The sequence below is a fragment of the Paraburkholderia sediminicola genome (genome assembly GCF_046030555.1).
Lineage (GTDB): Bacteria > Pseudomonadota > Gammaproteobacteria > Burkholderiales > Burkholderiaceae > Paraburkholderia > Paraburkholderia sediminicola_E.
Map to the genome: position 1 here is coordinate 200,071 of NZ_JAQQCH010000003.1, position 17,289 is coordinate 217,359.

Genomic DNA, 17,289 nt, shown 5'->3' on the forward strand with positions numbered 1-17,289 from the left:
CGGTTAAAGCACACGTGCTTTAACCGCCTTTTTATTGGCTCATCCAATGCGATGCGTCACCCCGCTGAGCCGCCTTGCTGCGCACGTTTGACCGCTTCGGCCATCTGTTCCGCCACCCGCCGGGTGTCCCAATACACCTGCCCTTTGTACATCCTGTCACCGCGCAGGTTGAAGCGGTCGACACCCTGCCAATTGAGCGCCTGCCCGGCCACGGTGGCTGATGCCTGCCATTCGATCATGACGGCGTCGCCGGTGGGGGCCCATTGAAGAACATCTACTTTCAAGTCCGGGAGCTGGGTTAGGACCTGGCGGAAGTGTTCGATCACGCCTTTGCGGTCGGCCGGTTCTGTCATGGGTGGAATGAGGTTTCGTGTGTCCTCATGCATAAGAGGCTCCAGGTTATCGGCGACGGGGTTTTGCCACTCCGCGGCGAAACGTTGTACCGCTGTCCGGGCATTGGCTAACTGTTCCGCGGTCGGCGGGAGGTATTTTTCTGCTGACGTCATGTGGGTTTGCTCCTGAATGGGTTGCTTACCTACGGTGTTGTTTGACCGCGCATCCGTATGGAAGCCCATGGCAATCTAAACATACAACACGATTTTCACATACACCGTGTATGTATACTACAATCAGAATGTGAAAAATCAAGGGCTAAAAAAACGAACCCGATGCCGACAGCAGGTCCAACCCCCAAATCCCGTCGCGAGGAATATGCGGACGCGACCCGTCAGGCGCTGATTACCGCCGCGGGTGAGCTATTCACCTCACAGGGCTACCAGCAGGTCGGGATAGAAGCCATCGCACGCAGCGCACGCGTGACGCGTGGCGCCTTCTATCACCACTTCGCCGACAAAGCTGAACTGTTCGATGCCTTGGTCGAGTCTCTCCAGGCGCGGGCCGCATCTAAAGTCCAATCCGCCGCCGTTGCCGCTCCGAAAGCCAGGCGGATGAGCGCGGGCATTCGCGAATTCCTGGAGGTCTGCACCGAACCCGCCTATCGGCAACTCGTCATTGAAACCGCGCCCGCCGTGCTCGGCCCGGCGCGATGCCGCGAGATCGAAGAAGCACACGTCTACGGTCTGCTTATCGGCGCGCTGACTGACCAGACCACCGGCAATGAAAAAACAAAGGCGTACCTTGCCGCGCGCATGATCGGCAGCATGGTGTGCGAAGCGGCGCAATTGCTCGATGGCGCAGACGATCCCGTCGCACTGAAAGCCGATGCGTTGAAGCTCGTTGAGCGCATGGTCGGCGCGCTGACGCCAGATAAAAGCCGGGTAACATCGATCCGCAAATAAACAGAGCTGACAGGAGCGCCGATGCAGATCGACTGGCCGAGTATTCAAACCGGGCGTGCCGACACATTGCACGGCACGACCGTCGACATATCGGGCTGGATGATTCCGCTGGACCCGCAAGCAGACACGGTCGACTACTTCTTGTTAAGCGCCGACGAGCCGTGCTGCGGGGGCTGCGTGCCGCGCAATCCGCTGACGTCGATCGAGGTGCAGATGGCCGCTCCGCTCGCGCCACACGCACAGGCACTCGCTTTGCGCGGCCGCCTGTTGCGTCTGCTCGACGATCCCGCGGGTTGGCGGTATCGCCTGGTCGACGCGCTACCGCTCGATCGTCCACAAGCGCCACAGCGTCGATTTAGCCGGCGTGCGTTTCTGGCATCAGGCGCGGCGTTGGGATTGACGGCTTGTGCGCCCGGGCACTTTGCCGGCTATACCGAGGCGCGCGCCGAAACAGCACAACCGGCACAACCTGTGCAATCCGCGCAATCCGAAGCTGCGCCAGGATGGCAAGCGCCCACCGGCATGCTCACTATCGACATGCACAGCCACGCCGGGCGCGTGATCGTGTCGCGCAAACCAGCGATCGGCGCAAACCGTCCGTTCGTTCCCCTGGCCGCGCCGATGCGCGCCGGCGGCATGAACGTCATCTGCCTTGCGATCGTCACCGATACGACCGTCACGCGTGTGGCGGATAACCGCAAGCGTTTCGAAGCATGGCGCGAGCCGGAGCCAGGCGAACTGTATGCGCTCGGTCAGACCGAATTCCAGCGCGCGCATCAATTAATCGCGCGTGAACAGATGCAGGTGGCAACGGACACAGCGTCGCTGACGAAACTCGGTCCGCTCGGACCGAGCGTGATCATCTCTGCCGAAGGCGGGGATTTTCTCGAAGGCCACGTAGATCGTGTCGATGAAGCGTACACGCAGCACCAGTTGCGGCATCTGCAACTGACGCATTACCGCGTGAATGAACTCGGCGATATCCAGACCGAGCCACCGGTGCATGGCGGCCTCACGGACATCGGCGTGCACGTGGTGCAGCGCTGTAATGCATTGGGCATCGTTGTGGATGTGGCGCACGGGACCTATGCGCTGGTGAAGCGCGCGGCGGATACGTCGACCAAACCACTGGTGCTATCGCATTCCGCGTTGGCTACGCATCCGGGTGCGCGCAGCCGGCTCATTACGCCGGACCATGCGCGGGTGATCGCCGGCACGGGTGGCGTGATTGGCGTCTGGCCAAGCTCAGGGACGTTTCGCGATTTACACGCGATGGCCGAAGGCGTCAAACGTATGGCTGATGTCGTGGGGGTGGAACATGTCGGTCTGGGGACGGACATGCTCGGGTTTATTTCACCGCCGGTGTTCAGGAGCTATGAGCAGTTGCCGGATCTGGCCAGTGCGCTGTTACTGGCGGGATTCTCGCAAGCGGAAGTCGGGGCGATTCTTGGCGGAAATTACCGGCGGGTATTTGAGGCGTCGGTGGGGTGACGTTTCAAGACCCTATCGCCCTGCTGCCCACAGCAACGAAACGCCTGAAGACAACATCAATCCATCAACCACCAGTTTGAAAACCGCGGGGCTCATCCGGACCACAATCAGCCGCGCGGAAAAGGACCCGATCATGAGTGCCGAACCGGTGATCAAACCGTCGATCATCACATGCAACGGTAATGCGCCGAAATGATTGAAAACCGCGACTTTGGTGCCGTAGACAGCCAGTGATCCAGCCGCTTCGGTCGCGAGAAAGGCGCCTTTAACAAGGCCATACGACATAAACACGGGCACTGTGATCGGCCCGGTAGAAACGACGATGCCGGTGAGAAAACCCACCACGCCGCCGATCAGCGAAAGCTGCCACAAAGTGAATTTGATAGCGCGCCGCGCCAGCCAGCGCCGGGTCGGCACCATCGCGACAAAAAACACCCCCAACGCGAGTTCGACCGCATGCGGCGGCAACGCAAGAAGCGTCCGCACGCCCAGCGCGGCGCCCGGAACCGCAGTGACGCAATAAGCCCCGCAAGCCCGCCAGTCGATCTCGCGCCACCACGCAATGATCTTTCCGAAGTTGCCCATGATTGCGGCGATCGCCATGATCGGCACCGCCTGCTGCGGCCCGAACAGCATTACGAGAACGGGCATCAGCATCATTGACGAGCCCGTGCCGATCACGCCGCTCAATGTGCCAGCAAGCAAACCGACGCACAGCACCAGCAAATATCCCATGTCGCCCCCGGTGGTATGGACGACGATTTTACTCGAGCAATGTTTCAGTAGTCCTGCGACGGGCTCGGCACAGAACCCGTTCAACCGCCTTCATCATCGAAGGTCTTCGGATAAACGCGCACAAGCACAATGCGCGGCCCCTTCATCTTCTTGACCACCACGTCGAAGCGATCGAACTCGACGCGCTGCCCTTCGCCAGGCAGATCGTTGAGCGCCTGGATCACGAGGCCGCCAACCGATTCGGCTTTGCCCTCGTCGATGTCGATTCCCAACGCGCGTTCCAGCGACACCACCGGCAAACTGCCCTTGCCCATCAACGTGCCGTCGTCCATACGCGTCCAGTCGGCATCGCCCTGGCGGAATTCGTCGTGGATCTGGCCAACCAGTGCGCCGAGCAGATTGTCCAGCGTCAGAAAGCCGATCGGCTTCGCGTTCTTGTGACCAACCAGCGCGAAGTGCGGTGCGCCCTTGCGGAAGCGGCGAAATAGTTCGAGCGCCGGCATATCCGGCTTCACATACTGTACGGGCCGCACATAGTTGGAGAGGTCCTCGAGCGTGCTGCCCGCGTGCCGCGCCAGCAGCAAATCCTTCAAGTGGATCATGCCGGCCACGCGCTCACCGGCCGCGTCTTCGAACAAGGGATAGCGGCTGAAGCGGTGACGCGCCACCACCTGCATGTTTTCGCGCAACGGCACGTCGCGCCGCAGGCCAACCATTTCATAGGACGGCCGCATCAGATCGGAGACGGTCATGCGCGAAAAGTCCAGCGAATGCGCAATCGTGTTCCATTCGTCCTGGCTGTATGCGCCGTCCGGCGAACCGAGCTCAGTCGCGACGTTGGCGCGGCGGCCACGCAAGATCAGCTTGAGTTCGTCGGTCGAATAATGCGAATCGTGACCGTGGTCCGCGTCGAGGCCTGCGAGCTTCAATACCGCGTTGGCGCTCGAGTTGAGCACCCAGATCGCCGGATACATCGCCCAGTAGAAACCGTACAGCGGCGTGGCGGCCCACAGCGAAACTTTCTCCGCCTCGCGAATCGCCAGCGACTTCGGCGCCAGTTCGCCCACCACGATGTGCAGGAACGAAATACACGAGAACGCGAAGAACAGCGAGATGCCGTGAATCAACTTTTCCGATTCCACGCCAAGCAGGCTGAAGACCGGCGTGAGCAGTTCTGCGAACGCCGGCTCACCGATCCAGCCAAGCCCGAGCGACGCCAGCGTAATGCCGAGCTGGCAGGCGGACAGATACGCGTCGAGTCGTCCGTGCACCTTCGCCAGTAGACGCCCACGCATGCCATGTCTGGCCGCGAGGCTCTGCACACGCGTCTGCCGCAGCTTCACCAGACCGAATTCAGCGGCGACAAAAAAACCGTTGAGGGCAACGAGAAACAATGCACCAATAAGGGCGACAACCTGGATCAAAGCGAAGGGCTCCGGCAACAAAAGTCGTCAGTATAGTGGGTGAAAGCCTGGTGAAAGTTAATCGCGAACAGGAACGCGCGACAGCCGCCGCTCACGTTGCTGTCGTAGCACTCAGCGGTACATGCAACGCGAGCGTGGCCGTTTCGTTTTCCGCCGCGTCGCTTTGCTCGAAACTGCCGCCATGCGTTTCCGCAACACGCTTGCACAGCGCGAATACCCACGCGATCCGTTTGGCTTCGCGCGGTTCACGCGCCTGTTTGCGGGCAAAGGCTTCGAGCAAGTGAGGCACCGAAGGATCCTCCAGTGCAGCGGCGCTCTGATTGAAGGTGACGGTGGCGTACCACCTGGTGGCGTCCGCGCGTGTTGCCAGCGTGACTGCGGCGCCTTCCACGCTCGCTTCGACGGCAAACGTGAGCATCACCCACAGCGCGGCGGCCAGACGCTCACGATCGCCGTTGAGCTGCTCGGTAGCAAGTTGCGACTCGAGCATGACCTCGACGCCACGCGCGCGAGCCAGTCCGGAGCGGACTTCATCCACGGTTTCATCGAGTAGCGGGTGCAGCGGAAACGGCGCATAGGCGAGCGCCAGCGATTTGGTTTCTGCACGCACGGCGTCGACGATCGTTTCCAGCAACTTCACCTGCTGGTCCACGCCGTTGCGAATTCCGGTGACGGCCCGCTGCGAGTTGGGGTCGTTCGCATCGAGCTTGCGCTCGAGCACGTACGCCCAGCTATGGATGGCGTTCAGCGGACCACGAAGGTCGTGCGACACCAGCGACAGCACGTGGTCGCGCATGAACAGCGCGGTTTCCGCGCGCAGGTGTGCGGTGCGTTCGGATACGGCGATGCCGGAAAGAACCGGCTTTGCGCCGGTGGTCCCGGTGGATGACGTTGTCACGATCGAGCCCTCTCAGGCGGTGCATGAAATGTTAAAAGAAGCCCCATTATAGGCATGCCGCCCGGCGCAACCAGCCTGGCCGGACAGCCAACATGGACGCAAACCGCATGCCAGGCGGCAATCCTGGGCGACGCGGCGCCAACACGCCTACAATGTCGGTTTTTACAATTTGACCTAAGGAGCGACACATGTCGACTGTGACTACCGAATCCGGCCTGAAATACGAAGACATCGTTGAAGGCAACGGCGCCGAAGCGGTTGCCGGCAAGACTGTCAGCGTGCACTACACGGGCTGGCTGACCGACGGCCAGAAGTTCGACTCGAGCAAGGACCGCAACGACCCGTTCGCGTTCGTGCTGGGCGGCGGCATGGTCATCAAGGGCTGGGACGAAGGCGTGCAAGGCATGAAGGTCGGCGGCACGCGCAAGCTGACGATTCCGCCACAACTCGGCTACGGCGTGCGCGGCGCAGGCGGCGTGATTCCGCCGAATGCAACGCTCGTGTTCGAAGTCGAACTGCTCGACGTCTAAATTTTCGCTGTTTTGTAATCGGGCTTCGCCAATGGGTCACGCCGCCGTCACCGCACCTGGCGTTTCGCTGCGCCGTTATAGCGCGGTCGAGGCGTCGGACGTGCACGACTTTCACCAGGTCGTGCTCGGACTCGACGGCGCGATGGTGATGGCGGTAGACGGCGTCGCGCATCAGATCGACGCCCGCTCCGCCTGGCTCATCCCGGCCGGGGCGCGGCACGACTACGCGGGCATTGGCGAGAACCGGCAATTGGTGCTGGATCTGCCGGCCGCCTCGCTGGCCGTGCCGGAACGTCTGTTCGACCGCGCGCGGGCAGTGACGGTGGATCCCTCGCTCACGCAACTCGTGCATCGAATTGCAGCGCACGCCACGGGCGGCGCTCAAGCGGGCGATCTGGACACCCGGCGTTTTCAATGGGATGCAGCCGCACGATTAGGCGCTGCGTTGGTGGCCGATACCGGCACAGTGGCCGGCGCGCAGGCGTATGGCGCCGGCCTCGACTTCGCGCGCATTGACCGCTGGCTGCGCGCGCATCTGTCGGAACCACTGCGTATTGCCGACCTTGCCACGCACTGCGACTTCGGCATGCGGCGCTTTCATCAGCTTTTTATCGACGCCTTCGGCGAAACGCCGCATCGCTATTTGCAGCGTCTGCGGCTCGATACGTCTCTTGGATTGCTATCCGATCCACGTCTATCGCTCAGCGATATCGCGTTGGAAATCGGCTTCGGCGATCAGAGCGCCTACACGCACGCATTCACGCGGCGCTTCGGGCTGGCGCCCGGTCAATGGCGCGCGTTGCGCCATTGAGTTTGTGCAATTCGCGAGCCACCTGAGAAGGCGGCCCGCGTTTCCTGCTCCCGGCTACACTTGCCAGGCGTTATTAACCCGCCAGACCGCGCTCCAGATCGCCGCGGATATCGCCGGCGTTTTCCAGACCCACTGCGAGACGGATCAAGCCTTCGCTGATACCTGCCGCCGCTCGCGCCTCAGGCGTCACGCGACCGTGCGTGGTCGTAGCCGGATGCGTGATAGTGGTGCGCGTATCGCCGAGATTGCCGGTGATCGAGCAGATCTTCGTGCTGTCGATCACGCGCCAGGCATTCGCGCGCATCTGCTCAGGCGTGTCGCCCTTCAACTCGAACGACAGGATCGCGCCGCCCGCCTTCTGCTGACGCATCGCCAGCGCATGCTGCGGATGCGATTCGAGCCCCGGGTAGAACACGCGATTCACGGCCGGATGTGTTTCGAGCCAGCGCGCGATTTCGAGCGCATTCGCCGACTGCTTTTCCACACGCAGCGACAGCGTTTCCATGCCCTTCAACAGCACCCAGGCGTTGAACGCGGACAAGGTCGGCCCAGCACTGCGCACGAACGGGAACACCTTTTCCATGATGAATTTCTTCGAGCCGACCAGCGCGCCGCCAAGCACACGCCCCTGGCCGTCGAGGAACTTGGTGGCCGAGTGCATGACGACATCGGCGCCGAGCTTCAACGGTTGTTGCAAAGCCGGGCTACAGAAACAGTTGTCGACCACGAAAATCGCATTCGCCGCCTTCGCGATCTTGCTGATTGCTTCGATATCGGCCACTTCGGTGAGCGGATTCGACGGCGTTTCAAGGAAGAACATCTTCGTCTCCGGGCGCACGGCGTTTTTCCACGCGTCCAGATCGGTCGGATCGACAAAAGTGGTCGTAATGCCGAACTTGCTGAAGATCTGCGAGAACATGCCGAGCGTCGAGCCGAACAGCGCTTGCGAGCTAACCAGATGGTCGCCCGCCTGCAGCACCGACATCACCACCGACATGATCGCGGCCATCCCTGAAGCCGTGGCCATGCACGCTTCGCCGCCTTCGAGCGCGGCCAGACGGTCTTGGAACATCGAGACGGTCGGGTTCGTGAAGCGCGAATAGGTGTAGTTGTCTTCGGAATTCCTGAATTTTTCGGCGGCGTCCGCGGCACTCGCGAAGACGAAGCTCGAGGTCAGGAAAATCGCTTCCGAATGTTCGTTGAAGTCGCTGCGCACTGTGCCCGAGCGGACTGCCAGCGTATCGAAGTTCAGGGAGTCGTCCATATTGGTTCTGGTTTCCAATGTTCCATGGCTGGGTTCAGCATCTACGGCTCACATAAAAGGAGCGCATAGCGCCAAACGGCAGCAACAAAAAAGCCCGCTTTTGCGTCGGCATAAGCGGGCTTCATGTGCGGGGGAAAGCTGGAGCGTAGGCGGATGACTGCGGCTTTTCCACCATTCGCTTTAGCTGTTTTGGGTTGCCCCGCGTCCGCAAGCTGAGATCAAATCGACGCAAGCCATCATGCTAACACGCTCGCGGCGTGGCGTGCAGCGAGCCACTGACATGGCACACCGCACGCGGGATTGCTTTAACCGACCGACAATTGCAGATGCAGTTGCGAACGCGACGGCCCGCCCTCGGCCGCTTCGCTCGCGGCGTCGCGATCCGATTGTGAGGACGGTGCGAGACGCGCGGTTTCGATGCGGTCAAGGTATTCCGTGGTGATATCACCGGTGACGTAGTTGCCGTCAAAGCACGAGGCTTCGAATTCCTTCAGCGCCGGGTTGATATCGCGCACCGCCTGCTTCAGGGCGTCAACGTCCTGATAAACGAGATAGTCCGCGCCAATCATGCGCGCGACTTCGTCGTCCGTGCGGCCATGTGCGACGAGTTCACCGCGCGTGGGCATATCGATACCGTAGACGTTCGGATACTTCACCGGCGGCGCCGCCGAAGCGAAGATCACCTTGTTCGCGCCGGCATCGCGTGCCATCTGCACGATTTCGTGCGAGGTGGTGCCGCGCACGATCGAATCGTCGACGATCAGCACGTTCTTGCCCTTGAACTCGATGCCCATGGCGTTCAGCTTCTGGCGCACCGACTTCTTGCGCATCGCCTGGCCCGGCATGATAAACGTGCGACCTACGTAACGGTTCTTGAAGAAGCCTTCGCGATACTCAACGCCCAGCTTCTTCGCGACCTGCATCGCTGCCGGACGGGACGAATCGGGAATCGGCATCACGACGTCGATTGGGACGTCGGGCAATTCGCGCCTGATCTTCTCGGCGAGGTAATCGCCCATGCGCAGACGCACGTTGTAGACCGGCACGCCGTCGAGCACCGAGTCCGGACGCGCGAGATACACGAGTTCGAAAATGCACGGGTTCAGGCTCGGATTCGTCGCGCATTGCTGCGAGTGCAAATTGCCTTCGAGGTCGATGAAAATCGCTTCGCCCGGCGCAATGTCACGCACAAATTCGAAACCGATACCTTCGATCGCGACGGATTCCGATGCCAGTATCCACTCGACGCCTTCCGGCGTTTCCTGCTTGCCGAGGCACAGCGGGCGAATGCCAAACGGGTCTCGAAAGCCGAGCAAACCGTAGCCGGCGATCAGCGACACGATCGCGTATGAACCCCGCACCCGGCGATGCACGCCCGACACCGCCTTGAACAGCGCAGCCGGATCGAGTTGCAGGCTCGAACTGGAGAGCTGCAACTCGTGCGCGAGCACGTTGAGCATCACTTCGGTGTCGGAATTGGTATTGATGTGGCGGCGATCGATGCGGAACATCTCATCTTTCAGCTGCTGCCAGTTGGTCAGATTGCCGTTGTGCGCGAGGATGATGCCGAACGGCGCGTTCACGTAGAACGGCTGGGCCTCTTCTTCGCTCGATGCAGAACCGGCAGTCGGGTAACGGACCTGACCGATACCGGTGGTGCCGGGCAGGCTGCGCATGTTGCGCGTGCGGAACACGTCGCGCACCATGCCGTTGGCCTTGTGCATGTGGAAGTTGCTGCCGTTCGCTGTCGCGATGCCGGCGGCGTCCTGACCGCGATGCTGCAGAAGCAGCAGGCTGTCATAGATCAGCTGATTGACCGGAGAATGGGAAACTACGCCTACGATGCCGCACATGGCATGTCCTTCAAAGGTACGAAATTCGTAACGGCGGCCGGTGCCAAAGATGCTGTGCGAGGGTACGTGAGGGTACGCGACGGTGCATAGAGGCAACCGGATTGGGCCGGAGTCCTGCTGCGCTCCCTTAACCGTTCACCTGATCGTCACACGCGGACGTAGGCAGCGAGCGTCTCGGGAAGCAGCGGTTTCATTACGTGCACGCCCTCGACCGCATAGGGTCGAAGCAAGGCGTTGCGCCAGAATTCCTGTTGGGGCAGTTCGGTCAAGCCTGCAAGGGCGACCAGAATCAGCACCAGAATGGCCCCGCGTACGAGGCCGAACATCAAACCGAGCGAGCGGTCCACGCCGCTCAAGCCGGTTGCCTGCACGATGCGGCTTAGCAGCGCGTTCAGCACGCTTGCCACCAGCACTACGCCTATCACCAGCAGCGCGAACGCCAGAAGCCATTGGGTCAGCGCGCCGCCCGGCCACGTGGCAGGGATAAATGGCACGACATAACCAACGAAGCGGCAAGCAATGAAAAACGCCGCGATCCAGCCGATCAGCCCAAATACCTCGGACAAAAAGCCGCGCCATGTGCCGCGCAAGGCCGACAAACCGATCACCGCCATTACAGCGTAGTCGAAGGCAGTGAACATCGCGCGCTTACTGTGCAGCGCCGCTGTTCGCACCCGACGTCAAGCCGGTCTCACGAACTTTCGCAATCGCGGCGGTAGCCGCTGCACGGTCGGCGAACGGGCCGGCGCGCAATAGCGTGAGCGTCGAGCCGTCGGCCTGTTTCCGATGTTCGGTATATGCGGGCACACCCGCCGCTTTCAACTTGGCGGCCCAGTTACGCGCATTGGCGTCGTTCGCAAATGCGCCGAGCTGGACGGCGAAACGGCTGCCCGGCGGCGATGCCGGCGTACCGGAATTGGCGTCCGCGCCTGCGGCGGCGGTATTCGCGCTGTCTTCGCTCTGAGTTGGAACGTTCGCCGCGCTTTGCATGGCGGACACGTTGGTCGGTTTGGCCGGTTTGGCGGGCGCTGCAGGCGCCGTATTGGCGGCAACGGCCGGCGCTTGCGGCTTCACCGCCGGCCTGGCTGCGGGCGCAGCGCCCGGCTGTTTGGCGGCGCCGGACTGGCCTTGCGTGGCTGCCGTTGTCGGCGCAAGGCCGGAAGCGGCAACTGCCGCGTCGGGCGCTGGGTTATCCGGTGCCACGCCGGCCTGCGTGTCTTCGTCGGTCTTGGCGACCTTCGGCGCGGGGCGGCTTGGAATGTCGATGGAGATGTCGTCCGTGACAGGCTTTGGATGCGAATCCAGCACCATGGGCAGGATCACCACCGCTGCGACGACCAGCGCGACCGCGCCGACAAGTCTGCGCCGCGCACGCTGCTTTTCAGGCAACGTAGGGTCGAGCAGCATCGCATCGGCATCCACGGTGCGTTCCGTGCGGCGGGTTCGCCGCTCCACGCGTTCGCCACGGGCGGCCCGAGTGGAACTGGTGTTTGCGCCGCGCCGGGTGGGCGCGTCGTCTTTCTTGCCGAACGAGAAAATTCCCATGAATCGCTTGGTTCGAGCCTGGCGCCCGTTCAGTGTTGCTGCGATTTACGGTAGGCGATTACGCCTGCTACCGTATAGAAACTGCCGAAAACCACGATTCTATCATTCTCTGACGCTCGTTTTAGCGCGTCTTGGAAAGCCTCTGCCGGTGTTGCGTAGCGCGTCACGCTGCTGTCGTTGCCTTCGCTCACACCCTGATCGCGCAGAGCCGCTTCGAGTTCTTCCGCTGAAGCCGCACGCGGGGTCGGCAGATCGGTCACGCACCAGTGGTCGATTTCGCCTTTCAGGTGGGACAAAACGCCAGCAATGTCCTTGTCGCGCATCGCGCCGAACACGGCGTAGGTGTACGGGAAAAAGCCCATATTGCCGAGGTTTTGCGTCAACACTGCCGCGGCGTGCGGATTATGGCCGACGTCGAGCACGATGGCCGGCTTGCCGGGCAGTACCTGAAAGCGCCCCGGCAGTTCGACGTTGGCGAGGCCGAGCCGGATGTCCTGTGCCGACACCGGTAAACGGTCGCGCAGCGCTTCAAGACCGGCAAGTGCCGCCGACGTGTTGATCAACTGATTCGCGCCGCGCAACGCCGGATAGGCGAGCGAGGAACGGCGCATCGTCGGGCCCACGTAGCTCCATTGCTGGCGCTCGCTGCCGGCCTGCCCTTCGTAGCGGAAATCGCGGCCGAATAGCCACAGTTCGGCGCCGATCTTTTCGGCGTGGTCGATCAGGGTTTGCGGCGGCACCGGATCGGCGCAGATCGCCGGCTTGCCCGGGCGGAAAATGCCAGCTTTTTCGAAGGCGATTTTCTCGCGCGTGTCGCCGAGATAATCGGTGTGATCGATATCGATGCTGGTGATGATCGCGCAGTCCGCGTCGAGAATGTTGACGGCGTCGAGGCGGCCGCCCAGGCCGACTTCGAAGATCACTGCGTCCAGTCCGCGCGAGGCGAACAGGCTCATGATCGCGAGCGTCGTGAATTCGAAGTAGGTCAGCGTGACCGGCTCGGCAAGGCTCAGGCGCGCGGCTTCCACAGCCTCGAAGTGCGGCAGGAGATCCGCGTCGCTGGCAATTTCACCGTTCACTCGGGCCCGCTCGTTGAACGACAGCAAATGCGGCGACGTGTGGCAGCCGACCGTGAAGCCCGCGCGCAGCAAAATCGATTCGAGAATCGCGCAGGTCGATCCCTTGCCGTTCGTGCCGCCGACCGTGATGATCGGGCACGCGAACGACAACTGCATCGCGTCACGTACCTGCGTGATGCGCCCCAATCCCATGTCGATGCCGACCGGATGCGCGGATTCAAGGTGCGTGAGCCACGCGTCGAGGGAGGGGAATGTGGTCATCGAGTGAATCTGAGCCATGCTGTGCTGCGTTGCGAGATCGTGATTATCCCGGAAATGACAGCGCGCCGCTTGATGACTCTCGCGGCGCGCTGTTTTTTTTACTGCTTTTCTTGACGGCGGCCGCGCCTGAACAGGCACGGCGCTGAATCGGACCGCGTGTTAATTAAGCGACGGCGTCCGCCGGTTGATGGCTTAGGAGCGCCATCAATTGCGCGATCTCTTCACGCAGTTTGCGACGGTCGACGATCATGTCGACCGCGCCCTTGGTCAGCAGGAACTCGGCGCGCTGGAAGCCTTCCGGCAGCTTTTCGCGCACGGTCTGTTCGATCACGCGCGGGCCGGCAAAGCCGATCAGCGCCTTCGGCTCGGCGATCACCACGTCGCCGAGGAACGCGAAACTCGCCGACACGCCGCCCATGGTCGGATCGGTCAGCACGGAAATGAACGGCAGCTTGGCTTCAGCGAGCTTGGTGAGCATGGCCGTGGTCTTCGCCATCTGCATCAGCGAGAGCAGGCTTTCCTGCATCCGCGCGCCGCCCGAAGCGGTGAAGCAGATAAACGGCACTTTCTGTTCGAGCGCGTTCTGCGCGCCGCGCGCGAAACGTTCGCCGACCACCGAACCCATCGAGCCGCCCATGAACGAGAACTCGAAGCATGCAACGACCACCGGCAGCGTGTGGATGGCACCGCCCATCACGACCATCGCGTCAGTTTCGTCGGTGTCGTCCATCGCCTCTTTCAGGCGATCCGGGTACTTGCGGCTGTCTTTGAACTTGAGCGCGTCGACCGGGACGATTTCCTGGCCGATTTCATAGCGGCCTTCCGGATCGAGCAGGCCGTCGAGCCGCTCACGCGCGCCGATGCGCATGTGATGGTCGCACTTCGGGCAAACGTGCAGATTGGCCTCGACGTCATTGCGGTACAGCACGGCTTCGCACGACGGGCACTTGATCCACAGGCCTTCCGGAATCCCCTTGCGGTTCTTCGGGTCGGTTTGTTTGATTTTCGGCGGCAGCAGCTTATCGAGCCAGCTCATATTGAATCCTTCTGGGGTCAACCGGTTGCGCAAACAGCGGGACGAACCCGCCGTTCACACTACAGGAGACAAAAAATAACTGTTATCGGGCAGTCGCGACGCTATCGAGCGCCTCGCGCACTTCGGCGATAAAACGCGTGAGCGTCTCAGCGGCGGCTTCGGGGGCCGCTTGTTCGAGCAATTGCACGATACGGCTGCCGATCACGACGGCATCGGAAACTTCCGCCACCGAACGCGCCGTTTGCGCGTCACGGATCCCGAAACCGACGCCCACCGGCAGGGGTACGCGCGACTTGATGGCCGGGATTTTACTCGCGATGCTGGAAACGTCCAGATTTGCTGCGCCGGTCACCCCTTTCAACGACACATAATAGACGTAGCCGCTGGCGATTTTGCCGACTTCTGCGATACGTTCATCCGTGGAGGTGGGCGCTAGCAAAAAGATCGGATCGATGCCAGCAGATCGCATCTGTTCGGCGAAATTAGCGCATTCTTCAGGTGGATAGTCGACAACCAGTACACCATCCACCCCTGCTTCTTTTGCCGCCTTGGCGAACGCTTCCGTGCCCATGCGCTCGATCGGATTGGCGTAGCCCATCAGCACCACCGGCGTCTTCTCGTCGGCTTCGCGAAAACGCTTCACATCGGCCAGTACATGACGCAGCGACACGCCATGCGCCAACGCGCGTTCGGATGATTGCTGAATCACCGGGCCGTCGGCCATCGGGTCGGAAAACGGGACGCCGAGTTCGATCACATCGGCGCCACCGGCGGCGAGCGCGTGCATGAATTCGACCGTGCGCGCAGGGTCTGGATCGCCGGCCGTCATGAACGGAATCAGGCCTTTCTTACCCTGGGCGGACAACGCGGCAAACGTGTTCTTGATACGGGACATGGAATATTCTCGGATTTTTAAGCTACTGCGCGCTTATTGCGCCTCGGTTTGCTGCTCAGCTTTGGCCGCAACCTTGCGGGATTTGCGAGCGGCTGTGGGCGCCGACGCGGCCGCGCTCACGCGTTCGCGCGCGATTGCGCAGTAACTTTCATTGATCTCATAGCCGACGAATTCGCGCTGCTGTCGAGCGCAAGCGACTGCGGTGGTGCCGCTGCCCATAAACGGGTCGAGCACGCGCCCACCCTTCGGACAACTTGCCAGCACCATCCGCTCGACGATTTCCAAAGGTTTCTGGGTAGGATGATCGACGCGCTCGGCGTGTTGCCGATGCAGCCGCGATACCGACCAGACGTCCTTCGGATTATAGCCAAGCTCCAGCCACTTGCTGCCTTCGAACAATTTACGCGAACGCGCCTTCTTCGTGACGGCATCGTACGGGATGCGGACGGGATCGAGATCGAAAAAATAGTCTTTCGACACTGCGAAAAAGCCGATATTGTCGTGCACCGAAGTAAAACGGCGCACCGTTCCACCCATGCTCGGCACGCGCCGGTCCCAGATGATTTCGTTGATCATCGTGAGTTTTGTCTTCAGGAAGCTGAAGATTTCCGGCGCGTACTGCCACGTGCAGAAGATATACAGCGAACCCGACGGCTTGAGCTTCGGAATAGCCAACTCGAGCCAACCACGCGTCCAGGCGAGGAAATCTTCGCCGGAACGCATGTCGGAGTCGTTGCCATAGTCCTTGCCGAGCCCGTAAGGCGGATCGCAAAGGATCAGGTCAATCGACCCGTCGGGAATGTTCGCCACATCGGTCAGAAAATCGCGGTTCAACAGCCGGATACCGGCGGGCACCTGCGGCAAAAGCAGTACAGGTGCCTCAACCGCCACGACCTCGGCGGCCGGGGTGGTTTCAAGCGCCGGTTGCGGCTCGTCGAACTCGTCGCGCATCGTCGCGGCGCTCAGAACTGAATGCCCGATCGCTCAGCGACCGTATGCATGTCCTTGTCGCCGCGGCCCGACAGATTGACCAGAAGGACCTTGTCCTTCGGTAATGTCGGCGCGAGCTTCGCGGCGTAGGCCAGCGCGTGGCTGGACTCGAGCGCCGGAATAATGCCTTCGATGCGACAGCAATCGTGGAACGCCTTGAGCGCTTCTTCGTCGGTGATGCCGACATATTGCGCACGGTTGATGTCCTTTAGCCACGCGTGCTCAGGACCGACGCCCGGGTAGTCCAGACCGGCCGAGATCGAATGCGTCTCGATGATCTGACCGTTGTCGTCTTGCAGGAGATACGTGCGGTTGCCGTGCAGCACGCCTGGGCTGCCCCCGATCAACGAAGCCGCATGACGGCCGGATTCGATCCCGTCGCCCGCTGCTTCGACGCCGATCAGCTGCACCGAAGCGTCGTCAATGTACGGATAAAAGATACCCATTGCGTTCGAACCCCCGCCAACGCACGCAATCACGGCGTCCGGCTGGCGACCCACCAACTCGGGCATCTGCACCTTGCACTCGTCGCCGATCACGCGCTGGAAGTCACGCACCATCATCGGATACGGATGCGGTCCTGCCACCGTGCCGATGATATAGAACGTGTTTTCGACGTTGGTGACCCAGTCGCGCATCGCTTCATTGAGGGCGTCTTTCAGCGTGCGCGAGCCGGACGACACGGGCACGACGGTCGCGCCGAGCAGCTTCATCCGGTACACGTTGGCGGCCTGGCGGCGCACGTCTTCCTCGCCCATGTAGACCACGCATTCCATGCCGAAGCGCGCCGCGATGGTCGCGGTCGCCACACCGTGCTGACCCGCGCCGGTTTCCGCGATCACGCGCGGCTTGCCCATGCGCTTCGCGAGCAGCGCCTGGCCGATCACGTTATTGATCTTGTGAGCACCGGTATGATTCAGGTCTTCACGCTTGAGGAAAACCTGCGCGCCGCCGAGCATTTCGCTCCAGCGTTGTGCGTGATAAATCGGGGACGGACGACCCACGAAATACTTCAGTTCGCGCTCGTATTCGGCGACGAATTCCGGGTCTTTCTGATATTTCTCGTACGCGGCACGCAGCTCGTCGAGTGCGTGAACCAGCGTTTCAGCGACGAACACGCCGCCATATTGGCCGAAATGGCCTCTTTCGTCAGGCAAGTTATACATGGTGATCACTCTT

At 61.6% G+C, this 17,289-nt stretch carries 17 protein-coding genes; 4 read left to right on the forward strand and 13 right to left on the reverse strand.

Annotation, left to right across the window (positions count from 1 at the left end; genetic code table 11):
• Positions 1 to 56: 56 nt before the first annotated feature.
• The gene (locus tag PQQ52_RS06645; RefSeq protein WP_408208166.1) at positions 57 to 506 is read right to left on the reverse strand and encodes a nuclear transport factor 2 family protein; all 450 of its coding nucleotides are present in this window, start codon (positions 504 to 506) and stop codon (positions 57 to 59) included.
• Between the two features lie 57 nt (positions 507 to 563).
• Here PQQ52_RS06645 and PQQ52_RS06650 point away from each other — a divergent pair, with 57 nt between their 5' ends.
• Complete coding sequence (locus tag PQQ52_RS06650; RefSeq protein WP_408208169.1) at positions 564 to 1,298, forward strand: TetR/AcrR family transcriptional regulator; 735 nt, start codon at positions 564 to 566, stop codon at positions 1,296 to 1,298.
• Between the two features lie 21 nt (positions 1,299 to 1,319).
• On the forward strand, positions 1,320 to 2,789 hold the full coding sequence (locus PQQ52_RS06655; RefSeq protein ID WP_408208172.1) for a dipeptidase: 1,470 nt from the start codon (positions 1,320 to 1,322) through the stop codon (positions 2,787 to 2,789).
• A gap of 12 nt (positions 2,790 to 2,801) precedes the next feature.
• Here the strand turns inward: PQQ52_RS06655 and PQQ52_RS06660 are convergent, their stop codons facing one another.
• The 3 genes from PQQ52_RS06660 to PQQ52_RS06670 form a co-directional block, all read right to left on the reverse strand.
• Positions 2,802 to 3,524, reverse strand: a complete 723-nt coding sequence (locus tag PQQ52_RS06660; protein WP_408208175.1) for a sulfite exporter TauE/SafE family protein — start codon at positions 3,522 to 3,524, stop codon at positions 2,802 to 2,804.
• 80 nt (positions 3,525 to 3,604) lie between these two features.
• Positions 3,605 to 4,948, reverse strand: a complete 1,344-nt coding sequence (locus PQQ52_RS06665; RefSeq protein WP_408208178.1) for a hemolysin family protein — start codon at positions 4,946 to 4,948, stop codon at positions 3,605 to 3,607.
• A 91-nt stretch (positions 4,949 to 5,039) separates the two neighbouring features.
• A complete protein-coding gene (locus tag PQQ52_RS06670) occupies positions 5,040 to 5,846 on the reverse strand; it encodes a sensor histidine kinase (RefSeq protein ID WP_408208181.1) in 807 nt (268 codons plus the stop codon).
• Positions 5,847 to 6,034: 188 nt separating this feature from the next.
• On the opposite strand from PQQ52_RS06670, the gene PQQ52_RS06675 reads away from it, so the two are divergent.
• Both PQQ52_RS06675 and PQQ52_RS06680 read left to right on the forward strand, forming a co-directional pair.
• Positions 6,035 to 6,376 (forward strand): FKBP-type peptidyl-prolyl cis-trans isomerase, encoded by a 342-nt coding sequence (locus PQQ52_RS06675; protein ID WP_408208184.1) that lies wholly within the window; start codon positions 6,035 to 6,037, stop codon positions 6,374 to 6,376.
• Positions 6,377 to 6,407: 31 nt separating this feature from the next.
• Positions 6,408 to 7,187, forward strand: a complete 780-nt coding sequence (locus PQQ52_RS06680; protein WP_408208187.1) for an AraC family transcriptional regulator — start codon at positions 6,408 to 6,410, stop codon at positions 7,185 to 7,187.
• Between the two features lie 73 nt (positions 7,188 to 7,260).
• Here the strand turns inward: PQQ52_RS06680 and PQQ52_RS06685 are convergent, their stop codons facing one another.
• From PQQ52_RS06685 to trpB, 9 genes are all read right to left on the reverse strand, one after another.
• A complete protein-coding gene (locus tag PQQ52_RS06685; RefSeq protein ID WP_408208190.1) occupies positions 7,261 to 8,451 on the reverse strand; it encodes an O-succinylhomoserine sulfhydrylase in 1,191 nt (396 codons plus the stop codon).
• 305 nt (positions 8,452 to 8,756) lie between these two features.
• The gene (gene purF / locus PQQ52_RS06690) at positions 8,757 to 10,304 is read right to left on the reverse strand and encodes an amidophosphoribosyltransferase (RefSeq protein WP_408208193.1); all 1,548 of its coding nucleotides are present in this window, start codon (positions 10,302 to 10,304) and stop codon (positions 8,757 to 8,759) included.
• A 146-nt stretch (positions 10,305 to 10,450) separates the two neighbouring features.
• Positions 10,451 to 10,945 (reverse strand): CvpA family protein, encoded by a 495-nt coding sequence (locus PQQ52_RS06695; RefSeq protein WP_408208196.1) that lies wholly within the window; start codon positions 10,943 to 10,945, stop codon positions 10,451 to 10,453.
• A 7-nt stretch (positions 10,946 to 10,952) separates the two neighbouring features.
• Positions 10,953 to 11,849 carry an SPOR domain-containing protein gene (locus PQQ52_RS06700; protein WP_408208199.1) on the reverse strand — a complete coding sequence of 299 codons (897 nt, stop codon included), beginning with the start codon at positions 11,847 to 11,849 and terminating at the stop codon, positions 10,953 to 10,955.
• A gap of 29 nt (positions 11,850 to 11,878) precedes the next feature.
• On the reverse strand, positions 11,879 to 13,189 hold the full coding sequence (folC, locus tag PQQ52_RS06705) for a bifunctional tetrahydrofolate synthase/dihydrofolate synthase (protein ID WP_408208632.1): 1,311 nt from the start codon (positions 13,187 to 13,189) through the stop codon (positions 11,879 to 11,881).
• Between the two features lie 163 nt (positions 13,190 to 13,352).
• Positions 13,353 to 14,225, reverse strand: a complete 873-nt coding sequence (gene accD, locus PQQ52_RS06710; RefSeq protein ID WP_074289018.1) for an acetyl-CoA carboxylase, carboxyltransferase subunit beta — start codon at positions 14,223 to 14,225, stop codon at positions 13,353 to 13,355.
• Positions 14,226 to 14,307: 82 nt separating this feature from the next.
• Positions 14,308 to 15,120: a tryptophan synthase subunit alpha gene (trpA, locus tag PQQ52_RS06715; protein WP_408208202.1), complete on the reverse strand. Its 813-nt coding sequence runs from the start codon at positions 15,118 to 15,120 to the stop codon at positions 14,308 to 14,310.
• Positions 15,121 to 15,153: 33 nt separating this feature from the next.
• A complete protein-coding gene (locus tag PQQ52_RS06720) occupies positions 15,154 to 16,071 on the reverse strand; it encodes a DNA-methyltransferase (protein ID WP_408208205.1) in 918 nt (305 codons plus the stop codon).
• 11 nt (positions 16,072 to 16,082) lie between these two features.
• Complete coding sequence (gene trpB, locus PQQ52_RS06725; RefSeq protein ID WP_408208208.1) at positions 16,083 to 17,276, reverse strand: tryptophan synthase subunit beta; 1,194 nt, start codon at positions 17,274 to 17,276, stop codon at positions 16,083 to 16,085.
• Positions 17,277 to 17,289: the final 13 nt, after the last annotated feature.